The 17038-nt window shown below is 65.2% G+C and carries 20 protein-coding genes; 12 read left to right on the forward strand and 8 right to left on the reverse strand.

Annotated elements, in window-relative coordinates:
- Positions 1-2: 2 nt before the first annotated feature.
- Both flgC and flgB read right to left on the reverse strand, forming a co-directional pair.
- Complete coding sequence (flgC, locus tag ACQY80_RS06525; RefSeq protein WP_428684815.1) at positions 3-413, reverse strand: flagellar basal body rod protein FlgC; 411 nt, start codon at positions 411-413, stop codon at positions 3-5.
- Positions 410-760 carry a flagellar basal body rod protein FlgB gene (gene flgB / locus ACQY80_RS06530; RefSeq protein WP_428684817.1) on the reverse strand — a complete coding sequence of 117 codons (351 nt, stop codon included), beginning with the start codon at positions 758-760 and terminating at the stop codon, positions 410-412. The genes flgC and flgB overlap by 4 nt, the downstream gene beginning before the upstream one ends.
- Before the next feature lie 270 nt (positions 761-1030).
- Here flgB and ACQY80_RS06535 point away from each other — a divergent pair, with 270 nt between their 5' ends.
- The 6 genes from ACQY80_RS06535 to ACQY80_RS06560 all read left to right on the forward strand — a co-directional run bounded on the left by ACQY80_RS06535 (position 1031) and on the right by ACQY80_RS06560 (position 6093).
- A complete protein-coding gene (locus tag ACQY80_RS06535; RefSeq protein WP_428684819.1) occupies positions 1031-1534 on the forward strand; it encodes a flagella basal body P-ring formation protein FlgA in 504 nt (167 codons plus the stop codon).
- A 170-nt stretch (positions 1535-1704) separates the two neighbouring features.
- Positions 1705-2001, forward strand: a complete 297-nt coding sequence (gene flgM / locus ACQY80_RS06540) for a flagellar biosynthesis anti-sigma factor FlgM (RefSeq protein WP_428684821.1) — start codon at positions 1705-1707, stop codon at positions 1999-2001.
- Positions 2001-2300: a hypothetical protein gene (locus ACQY80_RS06545; RefSeq protein ID WP_428684823.1), complete on the forward strand. Its 300-nt coding sequence runs from the start codon at positions 2001-2003 to the stop codon at positions 2298-2300. The genes flgM and ACQY80_RS06545 overlap by 1 nt, the downstream gene beginning before the upstream one ends.
- Positions 2301-2460: 160 nt before the next feature.
- Positions 2461-3237, forward strand: coding sequence for a transglycosylase SLT domain-containing protein (locus tag ACQY80_RS06550; RefSeq protein ID WP_428684825.1), 777 nt, complete (start codon positions 2461-2463; stop codon positions 3235-3237).
- Positions 3234-5357, forward strand: a complete 2124-nt coding sequence (gene flhA, locus ACQY80_RS06555; protein ID WP_428684827.1) for a flagellar biosynthesis protein FlhA — start codon at positions 3234-3236, stop codon at positions 5355-5357. Before ACQY80_RS06550 ends, flhA begins: the two co-directional genes overlap by 4 nt.
- The gene (locus ACQY80_RS06560; RefSeq protein ID WP_428684829.1) at positions 5347-6093 is read left to right on the forward strand and encodes a sigma-70 family RNA polymerase sigma factor; all 747 of its coding nucleotides are present in this window, start codon (positions 5347-5349) and stop codon (positions 6091-6093) included. Before flhA ends, ACQY80_RS06560 begins: the two co-directional genes overlap by 11 nt.
- Before the next feature lie 30 nt (positions 6094-6123).
- Here ACQY80_RS06560 and ACQY80_RS06565 read toward each other — a convergent pair whose 3' ends face one another.
- From ACQY80_RS06565 to ACQY80_RS06580, 4 genes are read right to left on the reverse strand one after another with little or no spacing between them, the layout of a single operon-like run.
- Positions 6124-6621: a MarR family transcriptional regulator gene (locus tag ACQY80_RS06565; RefSeq protein ID WP_428684831.1), complete on the reverse strand. Its 498-nt coding sequence runs from the start codon at positions 6619-6621 to the stop codon at positions 6124-6126.
- A 30-nt stretch (positions 6622-6651) separates the two neighbouring features.
- Positions 6652-7065 carry a hypothetical protein gene (locus ACQY80_RS06570; RefSeq protein WP_428684833.1) on the reverse strand — a complete coding sequence of 138 codons (414 nt, stop codon included), beginning with the start codon at positions 7063-7065 and terminating at the stop codon, positions 6652-6654.
- 20 nt (positions 7066-7085) lie between these two features.
- Positions 7086-7466 (reverse strand): hypothetical protein, encoded by a 381-nt coding sequence (locus tag ACQY80_RS06575; RefSeq protein ID WP_428684835.1) that lies wholly within the window; start codon positions 7464-7466, stop codon positions 7086-7088.
- Between the two features lie 45 nt (positions 7467-7511).
- A complete protein-coding gene (locus ACQY80_RS06580; protein WP_428684837.1) occupies positions 7512-7991 on the reverse strand; it encodes a response regulator transcription factor in 480 nt (159 codons plus the stop codon).
- Positions 7992-8144: 153 nt separating this feature from the next.
- On the opposite strand from ACQY80_RS06580, the gene fdhD reads away from it, so the two are divergent.
- Entirely contained in the window at positions 8145-8969 is an 825-nt protein-coding gene (fdhD, locus tag ACQY80_RS06585) for a formate dehydrogenase accessory sulfurtransferase FdhD (protein ID WP_428684839.1), read from the forward strand.
- Here the strand turns inward: fdhD and ACQY80_RS06590 are convergent.
- Positions 8966-9619, reverse strand: a complete 654-nt coding sequence (locus ACQY80_RS06590) for a DUF1345 domain-containing protein (RefSeq protein WP_428684841.1) — start codon at positions 9617-9619, stop codon at positions 8966-8968. The genes fdhD and ACQY80_RS06590 overlap by 4 nt on opposite strands.
- A gap of 1 nt (position 9620) precedes the next feature.
- On the reverse strand, positions 9621-11900 hold the full coding sequence (locus tag ACQY80_RS06595; protein ID WP_428684843.1) for an FdhF/YdeP family oxidoreductase: 2280 nt from the start codon (positions 11898-11900) through the stop codon (positions 9621-9623).
- A gap of 318 nt (positions 11901-12218) precedes the next feature.
- Here ACQY80_RS06595 and ACQY80_RS06600 point away from each other — a divergent pair, with 318 nt between their 5' ends.
- The 5 genes from ACQY80_RS06600 to ACQY80_RS06620 are packed head-to-tail and all read left to right on the forward strand — an operon-like array spanning position 12219 to position 17033.
- Complete coding sequence (locus ACQY80_RS06600) at positions 12219-12968, forward strand: AcvB/VirJ family lysyl-phosphatidylglycerol hydrolase (RefSeq protein ID WP_428684845.1); 750 nt, start codon at positions 12219-12221, stop codon at positions 12966-12968.
- Positions 12965-13360, forward strand: a complete 396-nt coding sequence (locus tag ACQY80_RS06605; protein WP_428684847.1) for a DUF2147 domain-containing protein — start codon at positions 12965-12967, stop codon at positions 13358-13360. The genes ACQY80_RS06600 and ACQY80_RS06605 overlap by 4 nt, the downstream gene beginning before the upstream one ends.
- On the forward strand, positions 13357-15951 hold the full coding sequence (gene mprF, locus ACQY80_RS06610) for a bifunctional lysylphosphatidylglycerol flippase/synthetase MprF (RefSeq protein ID WP_428684849.1): 2595 nt from the start codon (positions 13357-13359) through the stop codon (positions 15949-15951). The genes ACQY80_RS06605 and mprF overlap by 4 nt, the downstream gene beginning before the upstream one ends.
- A gap of 13 nt (positions 15952-15964) precedes the next feature.
- Positions 15965-16372, forward strand: coding sequence for a PDZ domain-containing protein (locus ACQY80_RS06615; protein ID WP_428684851.1), 408 nt, complete (start codon positions 15965-15967; stop codon positions 16370-16372).
- On the forward strand, positions 16347-17033 hold the full coding sequence (locus tag ACQY80_RS06620) for a winged helix-turn-helix domain-containing protein (RefSeq protein WP_428684853.1): 687 nt from the start codon (positions 16347-16349) through the stop codon (positions 17031-17033). Before ACQY80_RS06615 ends, ACQY80_RS06620 begins: the two co-directional genes overlap by 26 nt.
- The last annotated feature ends 5 nt before the right edge of the window (positions 17034-17038 follow it).

The raw sequence follows: 17038 nt of genomic DNA on the forward strand, positions 1-17038 counted from the left end.
GATTACTGTCCTAACCGCAGCGTTTCGTTGATCAGGCCCTTTGCGGTTTCGAGGACTTGAACATTGTTCTGATACTGGCGCGCGGTCTCGACCATCTCGACCAGCTCGGCGGCGCTATCGACTGCGGCCTCCCACACATTGCCCTCCTTGTCGGCGAGCGGGTTCGACGGGTCGTAGCGCTTTGCCGGTGCCATCTTCGTCGAGGTGACCTGATCGACCTGAACGGTCGCGCGGCCCTGCGCATCCATGACGGTGCGGAAGACGGGCTTGAGCGAACGGAAGGCTTCCTTTTCGCTGCCCGCGACCGTGCCGGCATTGGCGAGGTTCGACGCCGTGGTGTTGAGACGGACGAGCTGCGCCGACATGGCACGCCCGCTGATGTCGAAGACCGAGAAGTTGCCGTTCATGGTCATTCTCCCTTCAGCGCACGCGACAGCGTGTTGATGCGGCCGTTGAGGAAGGCGAGGCTCGATCGATAGGCGAGCGCGTTCTCGGCATAGGCGGTCTGCTCGGTCGCCATTTCGACGGTGTTGCCGTCGAGCGAGGGCTGGACCGGAACGCGATAGGCGGTGGCGCCTTCGATCGCGCCATTGGTCGAGGCGCCCTGGCTCGCAAGGTCGAGCGCCTTCGAAAAGTCGAGGTCGCGCGCCTTGTAATTGGGCGTGGCGGCGTTGGCGATGTTCGACGCGAGCATCATCATGCGCTGGCTGCGGAGCTGGAGCGCCGTCGCATGCAGGCCAAAGAGTTTCTCGGATGCCATCATCAATTCCTTTCGCCGGGGTCCGGACCGGGTTGGGCCCGGACGCGCGGTAAACACCAAGGCATGATGCAATGGGCGTGCCAAATTGGAATTTACGTTTATTTACAGATATTTGATCCACCAATGAAGACATGGCGATTTTCCGCTTTTGCCCGCTCGTCAAAAGATTGACGTAGCCGCGCGCCGCGCCGCGCAAATCCGCAGCAAAGCGCGACTGGCACGCATCATGCAATTTGGGCGGGCAATATCGGACCAACGAGGATTACGCCCATGAACCGCAAGATTACCGTCGCGATCGCCGTCAGCCTTATGTCCATTCCCGCCGCCGGCGCCCAGCAGGCGACGGAGGATTGGCAGACGATCGATGCGCTGACGCAGATGGTAGCGGGGGCGATGGGTCGCACCGCCACCCCGATCGACCGCCGCATCAAGCTGGCGCGCTGCCCCGAGCAGGCTTCGGTCACCGCGCTCGATGCCCAGACGCTCGCGGTGCGCTGCGCCTCGCTCGGCTGGCGGCTGCGCGTGCCGATGACCGGCCCAGCCGGCGCCGTACCAGCCGCCGCCGGCTATGCGGCGCCTTCGTCGGCCCCGGCGATCCGCCGCGGCGATGCGGTCCGCGTGTCGATCGAAACCGAAAGCTTTTCGGTCGCCTATTCGGCGACCGCGACGCAGGACGGCCGCGTCGGCGAGACCATCGCACTGCGTGGTACCGACGCGAAAAGCCTGATGAGCGCCATCGTCACCGGCCCCGGCCGTGCGCGTCTGATGGACTGAAATCTACTCGCAGAGTAAGCCCCACTGGCCCGGCGGCGTCGGCTTTCCGACACCGCCGGGTTTCTTTTTTCATTTTTTCGGTAACCTGCCCTTAATGTCCCGGCGCCGGCGCCGTTAAACCCTGCTGAGACGCTTCTGTCGATTTTCCGACGGGGCAAATGGAGGCAGCTATGTCGGGAGACAGCAAGATCGGGCCGGTCGGCGGTGTCATCCGCACCACCCCCGTGCGCAAGATCGCAGGCAGCGCGGACACGGCAAATGCCGCGGCGTCGCGTACGGCGACATCCGACACCGTTCCGGGCGCCAGACTGATCCGGCTCGCGAGCGATCTCGCTGCGCAGGCGCCGCCGGTGGATACCGCGCGCGTCGCCGCGCTGCGTACCGCGATCGCCGAGGGCACGTATACGGCCGATGCGAAGAACATCGCGCTCGCGATGCTCCGTTTCGCTCAGGGACGCACGGCATAATGGCGATCGAGACGGTTCAGACGAAACTCGACCTGCTGGTCGGCGCCCTCGACGGGCAGGACGCTGGTGCGATCATCACCGCGACCGAAGAGCTGGCGACCGCGGTCGCCCTGTTCCGCGGCACCGCAATCCCCGCCGGTAGCGAAGCGCAGGCGCGCTCGCTGATCACGTCCACGCTCGCGCAGCTCGAAGCGGCTGCGATCCGCATCAATGTGCTCAAGGACTGGACGCGTCAGAGGATTGACGCGAACCACGAAATCCGCGGTTCGCACCATCGGGGCCTCGCCTTAAGCTATTGATTAACCGTATTTTACGGCGGATTTCCTGAAAATGGCACGATGATTGCTTTTGGTCTGTTGAGTCAGCGCATGCTGAAACAGCGGAACCGATTGCATGAACCCGATCAATCCTTCTTTGACCCCCCTCCCCATTTCCGGGGCCCCAGGCGCCGTCCCCGTCATGGACGCGGTCCAGAATGCTTCGGCACGGACCGGGGTCGATTTCGACTATCTGGTCGACGTCGCGCGGGTCGAAAGCCGCTTCAATCCCACCGCCAAGGCGCCGACCTCTTCGGCACGCGGGCTTTACCAGTTCACCAAGCAGACCTGGCTCGCAACGCTGCGTCGCCACGGCTCCGACCATGGGCTCGGCTGGGCCGCCAATGCGATCGGCCAGGATGCGTCGGGACGCTTCAGCATCGCCGATCCGATGCTGCGCGACCAGATTCTCGGCCTGCGCGACGACCCCGTCGCCGCCTCGAACATGGCCGCCGCGCTGACGTCGGATAATCAGGATTATATCGAAAGCCGCATCGGCCGCACCGCCGAGCCGGTCGACCTCTACCTCGGCCATTTTCTGGGGAGCGCCGGCGCCGCCCGCTTCCTGACCGCCTGGGGCCAAAATCCCGATCAGGCGGGCGCGACGATGATGCCCGACGCCGCCGCCGCGAACCGGCCGGTCTTCTACAACGCCGATGGCAGCATGCGCAGCCTTGGCGAGATCCGCGAATTCTTCCGCACCAAGCTCGAAGCGGACGGCGGCCCCGGCACGATGCCGGCCGCGCCCGCTCCGACGCCCGGCTGGCGCATGCAGATGGCCAGCGCCAGCGGCGCGAACGGCGGCGGACGTCCGCCCCTTCCGATGATGGATATTCAACCCATGCCCAAGAAATTGTCGATGGACTTCGCCGCGAGCGCCTATCGGCGCCTCGCCTCGCTGTCGGGAGGTTCCGCATGACCGGCGGCTTCAAGCTCGACAACATAACCCGCATCGCGGGTGCCGCGGCGCTGCCCGCGGCGATGCTGATTGTGGTCGCGCTGATGGTGATCCCGGTATCGCCGTTCATCCTCGACATCAGCTTCGTCGCCAACATCATGATCAGCCTGCTGGTCCTGATGGTCGCGCTGCAGGCATCGAAGCCGCTCGATTTCTCGGCCTTTCCGACGGTGCTGCTGCTCGCGACCCTGTTCCGCCTCGCGCTGAACGTCGCCTCGACCCGCGTCGTGCTCGTCCACGGGCACCAGGGCACGGCATCGGCCGGCCATGTCATCGAAGCGTTCGGCCAGGTGCTGATCGGCGGCGACTATGTCGTCGGCATTTTCGTCTTCTTCGTGCTGATGATCATCAACCTGGTCGTCATCACCAAGGGCGCGGGCCGCGTGTCCGAGGTGTCCGCGCGCTTCACCCTCGATGCCTTGCCCGGCAAGCAGATGGCGATCGACGCCGATCTCAACGCCGGGCTGCTGACCCCCGACGAAGCCAAGGCCCGCCGTCAGGAAGTCGCGACCGAGGCCGATTTCTATGGCTCGATGGACGGTGCATCGAAGTTCGTGAAGGGCGACGCCGTCGCCGGCCTGCTGATCCTGTTCGTCAACATCGTCGGCGGCCTGATCCTCGGCATGTTCAGCCATGGCCTGTCCTTCTCCGAAGCCGGCAGCACCTATATCACGCTCGCGATCGGCGACGCTCTCGTCGCACAGATCCCCGCTCTGCTGCTCTCGATTGCTGCCGCGGCGATTGTCACCCGAGTGGCATCGCCGCACGACCTTTCGGGCCAGATCAGCAGCCAGTTCGCGTCGCCGCACGTGTGGATGGCGGTGGCCGGCGTGCTGTTCATTCTGGGCCTCGTTCCGGCGATGCCGCAGATGCTGATCCTGCCTGCCGCCGCGATTGCCGGCGGCGTCGGCTGGCAGCTCCGCAAGGCGGCGCAGGTCGCCGAGACGGCCCCGCCGCCCGCCGAGCCCGCGCCCGACCCGCATCATATCGAATGGGCGGACGTCAGCGATATCGGTCCGTGCCAGCTCGAGATCGGCTATGCGCTCGTCGCGCTCGTCGACGAACGCAAGGGCGCGCCGTTGATGACGCGGATCACCGGCATCCGCCGCCAGCTGTCCAAGGAACTTGGCTTCGTCGTCCCGCCGGTGAAGGTCACCGACGATCTGTCGCTGCCCGGCAACGCCTATCGCATCTCGGTCGCCGGCGTGATCGTCGGCGAGGACGAGGTGTTCCCGAACGAGATGCTCGCACTCGATTCGGGCGACCTCATCACGAAGGTCACCGGACGCGCCTGTAAGGATCCGACCTTCGGCCTCGACGCGCTGTGGATACCCAAATCGGCGCAGAACGACGCGATCGCGGCGGGCTATACCGTCGTAGATCCCGCGACGGTCGTCGCCACACACCTCAACAACAGCATCGTCGCCTCGGCGTCGGAGCTGTTCGGCCTCGACGACGCGCAGGCGCTGATCGACAATCTCAAGACCCAGTATCCGCAACTCGCGCAGAGCCTCAGTCCGCAGGGTTATCCACTGCCGCGTGTCGCCGCGCTGTGCAAGGCCCTGCTCGTCGAGCGCGTCCCCTTGCGCGACTTCCGCAAAATTGCCGAAGCCATGGTCGGCCTCGTCGGTCAGCAGATTGGCGACAGCGACCTGATCGAGGCGGTGCGCCAGCGCATCGGCGCGCTGATCGTCCAGACGATCGTGCCCAGCCGGATGCCACTGCCCGTCGTGACCTTCGCGCCGGAAATCGAGGTGCTGCTCAATCAGGCGGTGCGCGCAAACCCCGGCGCCGAATGGCCGTTCGAACATGGCATGGCGATGAAGATCATCGAGCAGATCGGCCAAGCGGTCGAGCCGCTGCTGCTGTCGACGCGCAGCTTCGCACTCGTCGCCTCGCCGCTCTGCCGTTCGGCCTTGTCGCGGCTGGTCCGCGCAACCTTCCCCGAGGTCGCGGTCATTTCCTACCTCGAAATCCCGGCCAACAAGGCGACCGAGATCGTTGCGACGATCGGCGCCGAAGTGCCGCGCCTCACCGGCGGCGAAGATGCCCAGATGAAGGACGAACCCCATGAAAACTGAGCCCGGCGATCAATTCGCGGCAGCCGGTGGCCGCGCGCCGCGCCTGCGTGGCTATGGTGAAAGCGCCGAAGCGCTGGTGGAGGAACATGCGCCGCTGGTTCGCAAGATCGCCTGGCAGGTCCATTCGCGCGTGTCGCGCACCAGTGACCTCGAGGATATGATCCAGGTCGGGCTGATGGCCTTGATCGAGGCGAGCCGGACCTATGAGGAACGCGGCTTTGCCTTCACCACCTATGCCACGACGCGCATCCGCGGGGCGATGATCGACCAGCAGCGGCGCGAGGCCGACGTCGGCCGATCGGCGATGGCCGCCGCGCGCCAACTGCAACAGACGCGGACCACACTCGAACAGCGACTGATGCGCGCGCCGACAGCCGCCGAAATGGCGCAAGCGCTCGACCTTTCACCGGAGGATTATTTCGTGCTCGAGAAGAATGCGACCCACGGCCGCTCGGTCTCGATCGACGATCTGATGGAAGACAGCAGTTTCCTGTTCGCCGACGAGCGTATCGGCGCAGGCGACGCCTGTGAGCAGGAGGATATGATGGAGGCGCTTCGCCTGTGCGTCGGCCGCCTGTCCGAGCGCGAGCAGATGGTGCTGCAGCTCTATTTCTTTGAGGAACTGAACCTGCAGGAGATCGGGCTGGCGCTGGATGTCAGCGCAGCGCGAATTTGCCAGATCAAGCGCGACGCGATGGCGCGGATCGACCGCATGATGCGCGAGATGACCGACTAGCTGGCCCCGGGCCGGTCATCGCAACGACATTCAGGCCGCGCGGCTGTATCCGCCGCGCATCGTCGTGCCGATCTTCTCGAAATAACTTGCCATCTTTTCGGCCCCCGCCTCGGTCAGGCGGACGATGGTGCGGCGGCGGTCGCGTTCGTCGATCGACCGCTTGGCGAACCCGGCGGCCTCGATCGCCGCGATCATCCGCAGACCCGAAGAGAGCGGAACACCGGCCCCCGTCGCAAGATCGCTGGCGCTGAGCGTGCGGCCGTTCGCATTGGCGAGCATGAGGTCGAGCATCATGTCCCACGTCGCGCCCGTCATCTGCACCGCCGCGCCGAAATGGCTCTTGCGCATGCGCCGCAGCTGGATGCTGAGCGACAACTGGTCGATCAGCCGCGGCTGCGGCTCGTCGAGAGCGAACGCCGGGATCGCCGACCGGACAGCCTCATCGCCGCCGCCCTTCGCCAGCATGTCGTGAATCTGGTCGATACGCGACCGGATTTCGGCAATTTCCTGATTCGAGAATTGCTGCATGTGATGAACCCCCTCGGGAGCCTTTCATCTTCAGGCCGCGACGTTCCCTCTCCGATTGGTCGAACCCGATGCGTACAAGATCAAGAAGAGGATCGGGTAGGAAATATACATTGAAAGCAGCGCGTAGGGACGTGCCAATATCTCCGAAAACATCAGCTTCTGAAGATGCCCGAAAATCGCAATCAACTGCCAACCGGTGATCCAGTAAGGCCAGAAACGATTTGTTTTCAGAGCAATGAACCAGAAGCTCGCGAGCGCGATGATATCGATTGCGAAGATATTATATTCAATGTGCGACCAATTCGGAGCGGGTGCCATGACCGTGGTGCAGACCGAGGCGAACAAGGCGGTATAGGCTGCCCAGCGTTCCATGGGGCCGCCGCGCCACATCGCGACGGCCACCGTGAGCAATAATACCGCATAATAAGTCGCCACGGTCCACATCTGGATCGTCTACCCCGCCGTTACGAAGCGCGGGCGAGCGGAAGGCGGGCGACTTCGGCGCCGAAGTCGTCATGCCCCTCGTCGATGCGGCCCGACGGTTCGGGCGGCTTGACGCCGGCGCCAAACATGCGGGTGCCGAGACCCACCTGTTTCTGCGTCGCGGTGAGCGCGATATGCGCGTCGGTGAGCAGCTGGCGAACCTCGCCCGCCGCTGCGAGCGCATTGGCGACCTTCGCCATCGCTTCCTGGCCGACGATGGCCGACATGTTGGTATCGCGGCGCGCGGCAGGCAGGGCTGCGGCGAGCTGGGCGATGCGGATCATGGTTTCATCGATGGCATCTTCGGCCTGATGGAGTTCGGAGGCGATCTTTTTCGCCGCAGACAGTCGTTCGTTCAGCATATCCTGGTCCTTGAAAGCGAATGCTGACGGACCCCCCCGCAGCATTCAGGTCAACACCCGGCCAAGACCGACAAGGATCGAATAGAGAGCAGAAAACGCCAATATGGTCGCAAAGGCGATCAGGATCGGCCAGATTATCCTTTCCATCAACCCGTGCCGGTTGGCCGGCTGGGACGCGGTCGGAAATGGCGAACCAATATCGAAAATCCGCCGAAACGAACTGCGCCCCGGACCGGCTTCCCCGGCGGAGGCGGCGCCGCCTAGGTCGATCAATTGATATGTCAAAGGCTGATAAGGAGTAACCTGGTCGAATACACCGTGACGCGCCAGGATCGTAGCGGCCTCTATTCTGTTGGAAACATTGAGTTTTTTTAAGGCTCTCCGCACCCGTTCGTCGACCGTATGCGGTGACACATCCATTATGCGAGCGATTTCCTTGGAATTTTTGTGCTCGAAAACGTGCCGCAGCGTTTCGATTTGCGCGACAGAAAGGAGACTGATGTAATTGTCCGGGTCACCTTGCACGAGGGAGGGAATAGACCATCGAAACCTGAAATCAAGTTACGTAGCTAAGGGATTCATGTTCATGTTACCCGATTCTTTTCGTGACATGGAGCCGAAACAGGTTCCAATTCGCAACCAGTAGACAGTCTGGCCCGGCCCGCGATAGGCAGGCGCATGACGATCATCAGCCCCGAACTTCCCGCCGCCGCCTCCGCAACGGTCCCGCTACCCGTCCAGCGCCTGGGGCTTTCGATGCCGGGCGACGAGCGGCTGACGCGCGATCTTCCGGTCGAGGCGCCGGTGTCGATCGAGGTCTCCGGCATCGGCTATGCGGTGATGATGGCGACGCCCGTCGACCTCCACGACTATGCGCTGGGTTTTGCCCTCGCCGAAGGGCTGATCGACGAGACCGGGCAACTCACAAAGATCGACACTCACCCGATCGAGGGCGGCTGGGCGCTACGGCTTTGGCTGGCGCCCGAGCGCGCGGCGCTGGCCCTCGAGCGCGCGCGAAGGCGCGTCGGCGAGAGCAGCTGCGGGCTTTGCGGGATCGAGAATATCGAAGAGGTGCTGCGCCCGCTCCCCTCCGTCACTGCCCGGCTCCCGGTCGAGCGCGACGCGATCGCCGCGGCGCTCTCGGCGCTTGGCGACCATCAGCCAATCGGTCGTGCGACGGGCGCAGTGCACGCCGCGGCCTTCTGTTCGCCGACCGGCGACATAATTTGCGTCCGCGAGGATGTCGGGCGGCACAATGCGCTCGACAAGCTGATCGGCGCGCTTGCCAGCGCGGGGACCGATCCCGCCTCGGGCTTCATCCTGCTGTCGGCGCGTTGCAGCTATGAGCTGGTTGAAAAGACCGTCCGTGCCGGATGCCCGCTTCTGGTCACCATCTCGGCGCCGACCAGCCTGGCGGCCGAGCGCGCCGCCGCCGCCGGGCTGACGCTGGTCGCGCTGGCGCGGTCCGATTCCGCGCTGCTGATCAGCGGATCGCTGGATTAGGAACCCCCAAGCGCGTTCACGGTGAACGCGAGTATCCCCATGTTGAACACGAATGCCGCCATGCAATGGCCGAGCACGACGCGGCGCATATGTGCGCCCGAAATCGTGACGTCGGAGGTCTGGAAGGTCATGCCGAGGGTGAAGCTGAAATAGAGAAAGTCCCAATAACCTGGCTCCTTCGCGCCGGGCATCTCGAGACCGCCGCGATCCTTGCCCCGTTCCTGCAAATAGAAGAGGTGGGCATAGTGCAGCGTGAAGACGACATTCGCGAAAAGCCAGGCAAGAACGAGCGTCGCCACGATCAGCAGAATGTCGGCACCGCCGAGCGGGCCGGGGCTTGCGATCAGCGTCCCGACCGCGAACAGCACGACCAGCGACAACAGAACCGTGATCGCGAGCAGGCCGGCACGGTTTGCGTCATTCTCTTCCGATCGTCGCCGCATCTGCGCGGCGGTCGATCGCAGCAGCGACACCGACGCGGCGAGGAAGACCAGCGCCGCGATGTCAAAGCCGATCAGCAGCGCGGCACGTGGATCGTGGCCCAGCACCGCAGCGCCGCCGCCGCCGAGGAGCAAAGCGGCCGCGAAGAGAAGGAAGCGCGCCGGCGCAAGATGCCGGCCGGGCGCGAAATGCCGCCGCCCTTCCGCCATGTCAGCCCGCCGCCGAAACGCCAGCGATCCGCACCGGGATCGACTTGGCGGCCGGACAGCCGCTGATGCGGTCGAACAGTTCGAGCGGCAGCAGCGGATTGAGTTCCGGATAATAGCCGGCGACCGCGCCACGCGGCATCGGATAGTCGATCAGCGTCAGCCCTTCGACCCGCCGATCGATGCCATCGGCCGCGATCGTTTCAAGGGTCACCCTCGCCCCTGCCGCCAGCCCGCGCGCGGCGCGATCCTCCGCGTTGACGAACAGGATCATCCGGTCGTTGTACACGCCGCGATAGCGGTCGTTATAGCTGTAGATCGTCGTGTTGAACTGGTCGTGCGAGCGCACCGTCGCCAGCCGCAGCATGTCGGGATCGTCGACCGCCGCATTGACCGCGAGTCCCGGCAGAACAAGGAAATTGGCCTTGCCGTTCGGGGTCAGCCACGCCCGCCGCCGCGGCGCGACATCGAGATGGAAGCCGTGCGGCGCCCTGATCCGCTCGGAAAATCCTTCGTAAAGCGCGGGATATACGTCGGCGATCTTGTCGCGGATCGCGCCATAATCGTCAATGTAGCGCCCCCAGTCGACGCGGCTTTCGGGCAGGGTCGCCATCGCCATGCGGCAGACGATCTCGACCTCGGGCTTGCAGTCGAGGCTCGCCGGGTCGAGCACCCCGCGCGATGCAGTGACGTTCGACATCGAATCCTCGATCGTCACGAACTGCTCGCCAGCGCCAGTCTCGATCCGTTCCGACCGCGCGACGACGGGCAGGATCAACGCGTCCTTGCCATGCACCAAATGCCCGCGGTTGAGCTTGGTCGCGATGCCGACGGTCAGATCGAGCTTTCGCATCGCCTGATAGGAGCGATCGGTGTCGGGGATCGCGCGCACGAAATTGCCGCCGAGCCCGATGAAGACGCGCGCCGTCCCCCGTTCCATCGCCTCGACCGATTCGACCGTATGATGGCCATGCTCGCGCGGCGGATCGAAGCCAAAGACATCGCGGACGCGGTCGAGATAGGCGGGCGTCGGCTTTTCGTCGATGCCGACGGTGCGGTCGCCCTGCACGTTCGAATGACCGCGGATCGGCGAAATGCCCGCCCCGGGCCGTCCGAAATTGCCCTTGAGGAGCAGAATGTTCGCGATTTGCTGGACGAGGGGCGAGCCGAGCTCGTGCTGGGTAATCCCCATTCCATAGCAGATGATCGTCGCCTTAGAGCGGACATAGATGTCGGCGCAGCGGCGGATCTGTTCCTCCGATATCCCCGACACGGCGACCATATCGGCCCAGTCCTGCGCCTCGATATCGGCCTTCAGCGCCGCGAGGCCCTCGGTATGCCCGGCGATGAAATCATGATCGAGGATCGCCTCGCCCGCCGCCTCGCGCTCGAACAGGACCTTCATCATGCCCTTCAGCAGCGCCAGGTCGCCGCCGATTTTGACATGGACGAATTCGCTGGCGATCGGGGTCGAGCCAAAGGTCGCCATCTGGACCATGTCCTGCGGTTCGGTGAAGCGGATCAGCGCGCGTTCGGGCATCGGATTGACCGCGACGATCGGCACCCCGCGCTTCCGCGCCTCGACGAGCTGGGTCATCATGCGCGGGGCATTGGTGCCCGGATTCTGCCCGATGACGAAAATCGCTTCGGCATGTTCGAAATCGTCGAGCACGACCGTACCCTTGCCGACGCCGATTGCGGGCATCAGGCCGCGGCTCGTCGGTTCGTGACACATGTTCGAACAGTCGGGGAAATTGTTCGTGCCAAATTCGCGCACGAAGATCGAATAGAGGAATGCCGCCTCGTTCGGGGTGCGGCCGGAAGTATAGAATTCGGCCTGATCCGGGCTTTCGAGCGCGCGAAGATGGTCGCCGATCAGCGCGAAGGCATCGTCCCAGCTTACCGGCACATAATGATCGGTCGCGGAGTCGTAGCGCATCGGTTCGGTGAGACGCCCCTGCATCTCGAGCCAATAATCCGACTGCTCCATCAAATCGGCGACGCTGTGCTGCGCGAAGAAATCGCGCGTGACCCGGAATTTCGTCGCCTCGTGCGCCAGGGCCTTTGCGCCATTTTCGCAGAATTCGAGCTTCTTGGTGCACACCGCATCGGGAAAGGCGCAACTCGGGCATTTAAATCCGCCCGGCTGGTTCATCGACAGCAGCGCGCGCGATCCCTTGGTCACGACACTCTGTTCGAGCAGCACTTTCGCGGTCGCCGCCGCCGCGCCCCAGCCCCCGGCAGGCTGCGTGTAGCTTTTGTATCGGGGTTTTCGCTCGGCCATTGCAGATTCCGGAGAGGCAGGACGGGAGCGATATTAAGCACAGCAGCCGCGCCATATCCATCGGCGATTGCCGGACCGGGCCGCAAGGAAAAGCGGCCAGCCCCCGGGGGCGAGGGCTGGCCGGATGCAGGCGGGTCCGGACTAGCGGGTGCCGGGTGAAGGCCTCGCCCGCCTGCGGTCAGGGTCGTCCGGGAACGCAATCAAACCCGGACAGACCCTTGTTACCCGCCGCCGCCCGACCGGGGCATGACCACCACATGACAATATCGTAATCCGCGCGTCAGCTTGCGGAGTCGCGGCCGCTCCTATGACGGGGGAATGGAACGACGCAGCGCCAGCAAGACACGCAGGACGGTTCGGGCAATCGCGCTCGCACTGTTGCTCGCGCTTGCCGGCGCCGGCGGATATTATGTTCATGCCGGCTGGTATCGCGCCTTCCTGTTTCGCGACCTTCCCGCCGCGAAGGTGGATCCGGCGCGCCCGGCGATCGTGATGCTGTCGGGTGACATGGGCGATCGCGTTGGCATGACCCCGAAGGTCGCGGCGCGGCTGCATGCGCAAGGCTATGCGATCGTCACGGTCAACAGCCTGTCCTATTTCTCCCCGCGCCGCACCGCGCCGGAAGCCGCGGCGCTCGTCGCCGGCGCGATGCGACGCGCGATGGCGCTCGGCCGGACCGACCATGTCGTGTTGATCGGCCAGTCGTTCGGCGCCGACATGCTGCACGCCGCGCTCGCCGAATTTCCCGAAAGCGCGCGGCGCCCGATCCGGGCCGTCGTCCTGATCGTTCCGGGCTATGACATCATCTTTCGCGCCTCGCCCGTCGAACTCGCCGGCTTCGAAATCCCCGATGCGCTCGCCTGGCCCACCGCATCGCGGCTGACTTGGGCGCCGGTCACCTGCATCCGCGGCGCAAAGGAACGCAACAGCCTGTGCCCCGAACTCGCGATGCCGAACGTCCGGCGCGTCGTCCTGCCCGGCGGGCATCCGCTGCGGGGAGACGATGCCGCGCTCGCCGCCGCGATCCTGCCCGCAATCGACAATCTGACCAGGAGTGAAACGCTATGAAGATGATGGCGATGGCGCTGCTTCTCGCCGCCTCGGCCGGAATCGCCCAACCGCCGGCGGCGTCGCCGATCGGCGTATGGCAGAATCCCAAGGGAACGATCCGGGTCCGCACCCGCCCGTGCGGCGAGATGCTGTGCGGCAACATCGTCTGGGCAAGCGCCAAGGCGATGGCCGACGCGCGCGATGCCGGGGTCCGTTCGCTCATCGGGACCGAACTGCTCAGCGATTATCGGCACAGCGGCGCGGGTCGCTGGACGGGACAGGTGTATGTCCCCGATCAGGGTCGACGCTTCTATTCGACAATCGAGCAGAAGGGGCCGAACGACATCCGCATCTCGGGCTGCATCCTTGGCGGGCTGCTCTGCAAACGACAGGATTGGACACGCCAATGACGTTTGCGAGCGCCTTTGTGTGGGGCCGCGCGAACAAGCGGCTGTTGTCGGTCCTTGCGGCGCTCGCCGTCGCCGCGATCGGCTTCTCGGCGCTGTTCGGCTTGCTCCATTCGGTGCGTCCGCGCGCGATCCGTCATGCTTTCGACGCGCTGTCGGCGGCGCAGATCGCCGGAGCGCTCGCGTTGACCGCCGCGAGCTATCTGCTGCTCACCCTTTATGACAGCGCCGCGCTGCGCGTGCTCGGACGCAAATTGCCGTGGCGCACCGCCGCGCTCGCCTCCTTCACCAGCTATACGCTGAGCCACAACCTTGGTCTCGCGCTGCTCACCGGCGGATCGGCGCGGTATCGCGTCTATCGGGCTGCCGGACTCGGCGGCGGCGAGATCGGCAGCGTCATTGCGCTCGCGAGCATCGCCTTCTGGAACGGGGTGATCCTGCTCGCAGGCGTTGCGGCGGCGACAAGCACGCAGATCCTGCCCTTTTTCGACTGGGGATTGTCGCTCCACTGGCTCCATGTTGCCGGGCTGGTGACGATCACCGTCTGCGCCATCCCGCTGTTGCTTCGCCAGTTCGGGCTGCGCGCGGTGGAGATCGGCGGCTGGCGGACGCCGCTGCCCGGGCCGGCGATGAGCGCGTCGATGACGCTGGTCGCCGCACTCGACCTCGCCGCCGCGAGCGCAGCGCTCTACATCTTGCTCCCCGCACCCGATCCGTCGGCCTGGCCGCTTTTCTTCCTCGGCTATGCGCTGGCAATCATCGCGGCGCTCATCAGCCATGTTCCCGGCGGGCTCGGCGTTTTCGAGGCGGTGGTGATCGCGACCGTTCCCGGCGACAAGGCCCAGCTGCTCGCCGCACTGCTGGCCTATCGCGTCATCTATTATCTGCTGCCGCTGCTTATCGCCGCGCTTCTGCTTGCCTGGCACGAGAGCCGCGCCTGGCACGGTCAGGCAAGGGAGCTCGCGGCCGCCGGGCAGTCGCTGCTGCGCGAACTTGCGCCGCCACTGCTCGCTGCACTCGTTTTCGCGGGCGGGCTGATCCTGCTCCTGTCGGGATCGACCCCGGCCGACGCCGCACGGATGCACGACCTCAAGCATTTCCTGCCGCTGCCCTTCGTCGAGGCCTCGCACCTCGCGGCGAGCCTGTCGGGGACGCTGCTGCTGTTTCTGGCGCCGGGGCTGCTCCGCCGCCTCGACGGCGCCTTTGCGGCAACCCGCGCGTTGCTGGTCGCGGCGATCCTTTTCTCGCTCGCCAAAGGCTTCGATTATGAGGAAGCGCTGATTCTTACGGGGATCGCGGCAGCGCTGCAGTGGAGCCGTCCCGCCTTCTATCGCCAGACCGCGCTGATCGACGCGCCGCTGTCGACCGGCTGGGTCGCCGCCGCGCTGACTGCGATCCTCGCGTCGGTCTTTGCCGGCTTCTTCGCTTACAAACATGTCGTCTATGACAGCAGCCTGTGGTGGCAGTTCAGCCTGAAGGGCGATGCCCCGCGATTCCTGCGGGCGCTGTTCGGGATCGCCGTGCTGCTGGCCGGGCTCGCGCTGTGGCGGCTGTTCGCACCTTCACCCCGTGCGACGCAGAGCAGCGCTGTCGGCATCGACCAGCTCGAACCCGCGCTCGCGCTAGCTGATCACACCGATGCATTTCTGGCCTTCACCGGCGACAAGCGTTTCCTGCTCGCCGACGAAGGCGACGCCTTTCTGATGTACCGGGTCGAGGGGGCGAACTGGATCGTGATGGGCGATCCGGTGGGCAACGAGGCCCGCTGGTCCGACCTGCTGTGGAAGCTGCGCGAGCGCGCCGACGCCGCGCAGGGGCGCCTCCTCCTCTACCAGATCGGGGCGCGAACGCTGCCGCACGCGATCGACCTCGGCCTTGGCATCGTCAAATATGGCGAAGAGGCATGCGTCGGGCTCGCCGAGTTCACGCTTGCCGGACCGCAGGCGAAGACGCTCCGCCATGCCGAGCGGCGCGCGGTGCAGGAGGGGGCGAGTTTCGCGATCCTGTCTCCCGCAGAGGTGGCGCAGCATATGGCCGAGCTCGGTGCGGTCTCGGACGACTGGCTCCACGCCAAGAAGCAGCGCGAAAAGGCGTTCAGTCTGGGCAGCTTCGACCCCGCCTATATGACGCATTTCCCGTGCGCCGTGGTGCGTATCGATGGCCGGATCGTCGCGTTCGCCAATATCCTTGCCACCGCGAACCATGAGGAAATGTCGGTCGACCTGATGCGGCATGTCGCGAGTCTGCCCTATGGCGTGATGGATTTCCTGTTCATTCGACTGATGGCGCATGCCCGCGACGAGGGATATCGCCGCTTTACGCTCGGCATCGCGCCGCTCGCGGGGATCGACGGCCGCAAGCTTGCCCCGACATGGGCGCGCGGCGCGGCGTTCCTCTTCCGCCATGGCGAGATGCTGTACGGGTTCGGCGGGCTTCGCAGCTACAAGGCGAAGTTCGCGACGCACTGGGAACCGCGCTATATCGCTGGCCCGCGCGGGATGGCCTTTGCGCAAGGCATGGCGGCGGTCCACCGCATCGTCAGCCGCCCGCCCGCGAAGAAAAAGGCCGCCGTTCCTGCCTTGGCGCTGGCATAGGCGGGTGCGGACGATGCCCCCCCGTCCCATGCCCCCCGCCGGCGCATTGCTGATCACGCTGGCCGCCGTGGTCGCGCTCGCCGCGCATCTCGCGTCGGCGCCCCACCCGCGACCGCGCGACCAGATCCCCGGCCTGACCTTCGAGCCCGAACGCAAGGCGCCACATGCGCCGCTCGCGCTGGTCGTTACCAGCGTGCAGGACGGCAGCGCGGCGGCAAAGGCCGACATCGCGGCCGGCGACGTGATCGACAACATCGACGGCAAGCCGATCCACTCGGTATCCGCCGTCACGCGCGCGGTGCGGAACGACGAAGGGCGCGACGTGCTGCTTCATATTCGCCATGAGGGCGAGAGCCGCTATAAGCCACTGCCCGCCCACCGCGCGAAGGATCCGCATGTCGCAAAAGATACTCGTCGTTGAAGATGACCGGACCACAGCGGATTTCATCGTCAAAAGCCTGACCGGCGAAGGCTTTGTCGTCGATCATGCCGCCGACGGACGCGACGGATTGTTCCACGCGACCGACGGCAGCTATGACGCGATCATCCTCGACCGGATGCTGCCTGGAATCGACGGGATGGCGGTGCTTGCGGCGCTGCGCGCGGCAAAGGTCGCAACCCCGATCCTGATCCTCTCGAACCTCGGCGCGGTCGATGCGCGGGTCGAGGGGCTGACCTCTGGCGCCAACGACTATCTGGTCAAGCCCTTCGCCTTTTCCGAGCTGCTCGCGCGGCTGAAACTGCTGATTGCCAAGCCCTCGGGCGGCGCGCAGGTCGAAACGGTGCTTGCGTGCGAGGATCTGGAGATGAACCTGCTCAATCGCCGCGTCACGCGCGCCGGCAAGCGGATCGAACTGCAGCCGCGCGAGTTTCGTCTGCTCGAATATCTGCTGCGTCACAAAGATCAGGTCGTCACGCGCACAATGATGCTCGAAGGTGTTTGGGAATATCATTTCGACCCGGGCACCAATGTGGTCGACGTCCATGTCAGCCGCCTGCGCCGCAAGGTCGATGACGGGTTCGACAAGCCGCTGGTCCACACCATCCGCGGCGCGGGCTATATGCTCGGCAATACAGACTAGCATCC

The organism is Sphingopyxis sp., assembly GCF_965279755.1.
In the GTDB taxonomy this organism is placed as follows: Bacteria; Pseudomonadota; Alphaproteobacteria; order Sphingomonadales; family Sphingomonadaceae; genus Sphingopyxis.

Bases quoted from the DNA above. Each gene is read 5' to 3' on its own strand.
- flgC (WP_428684815.1), bottom strand. From the start codon at position 413: ATGACCATGAACGGCAACTTCTCGGTCTTCGACATCAGCGGGCGTGCC.
- flgB (WP_428684817.1), bottom strand. From the start codon at position 760: ATGGCATCCGAGAAACTCTTTGGCCTGCATGCGACGGCGCTCCAGCTC.
- ACQY80_RS06535 (WP_428684819.1), top strand. From the start codon at position 1,031: ATGAACCGCAAGATTACCGTCGCGATCGCCGTCAGCCTTATGTCCATT.
- flgM (WP_428684821.1), top strand. From the start codon at position 1,705: ATGTCGGGAGACAGCAAGATCGGGCCGGTCGGCGGTGTCATCCGCACC.
- ACQY80_RS06545 (WP_428684823.1), top strand. From the start codon at position 2,001: ATGGCGATCGAGACGGTTCAGACGAAACTCGACCTGCTGGTCGGCGCC.
- ACQY80_RS06550 (WP_428684825.1), top strand. From the start codon at position 2,461: ATGGACGCGGTCCAGAATGCTTCGGCACGGACCGGGGTCGATTTCGAC.
- flhA (WP_428684827.1), top strand. From the start codon at position 3,234: ATGACCGGCGGCTTCAAGCTCGACAACATAACCCGCATCGCGGGTGCC.
- ACQY80_RS06560 (WP_428684829.1), top strand. From the start codon at position 5,347: ATGAAAACTGAGCCCGGCGATCAATTCGCGGCAGCCGGTGGCCGCGCG.
- ACQY80_RS06565 (WP_428684831.1), bottom strand. From the start codon at position 6,621: ATGCAGCAATTCTCGAATCAGGAAATTGCCGAAATCCGGTCGCGTATC.
- ACQY80_RS06570 (WP_428684833.1), bottom strand. From the start codon at position 7,065: ATGTGGACCGTGGCGACTTATTATGCGGTATTATTGCTCACGGTGGCC.
- ACQY80_RS06575 (WP_428684835.1), bottom strand. From the start codon at position 7,466: ATGCTGAACGAACGACTGTCTGCGGCGAAAAAGATCGCCTCCGAACTC.
- fdhD (WP_428684839.1), top strand. From the start codon at position 8,145: ATGACGATCATCAGCCCCGAACTTCCCGCCGCCGCCTCCGCAACGGTC.
- ACQY80_RS06590 (WP_428684841.1), bottom strand. From the start codon at position 9,619: ATGGCGGAAGGGCGGCGGCATTTCGCGCCCGGCCGGCATCTTGCGCCG.
- ACQY80_RS06595 (WP_428684843.1), bottom strand. From the start codon at position 11,900: ATGGCCGAGCGAAAACCCCGATACAAAAGCTACACGCAGCCTGCCGGG.
- ACQY80_RS06600 (WP_428684845.1), top strand. From the start codon at position 12,219: ATGGAACGACGCAGCGCCAGCAAGACACGCAGGACGGTTCGGGCAATC.
- ACQY80_RS06605 (WP_428684847.1), top strand. From the start codon at position 12,965: ATGAAGATGATGGCGATGGCGCTGCTTCTCGCCGCCTCGGCCGGAATC.
- mprF (WP_428684849.1), top strand. From the start codon at position 13,357: ATGACGTTTGCGAGCGCCTTTGTGTGGGGCCGCGCGAACAAGCGGCTG.
- ACQY80_RS06615 (WP_428684851.1), top strand. From the start codon at position 15,965: ATGCCCCCCCGTCCCATGCCCCCCGCCGGCGCATTGCTGATCACGCTG.
- ACQY80_RS06620 (WP_428684853.1), top strand. From the start codon at position 16,347: ATGTCGCAAAAGATACTCGTCGTTGAAGATGACCGGACCACAGCGGAT.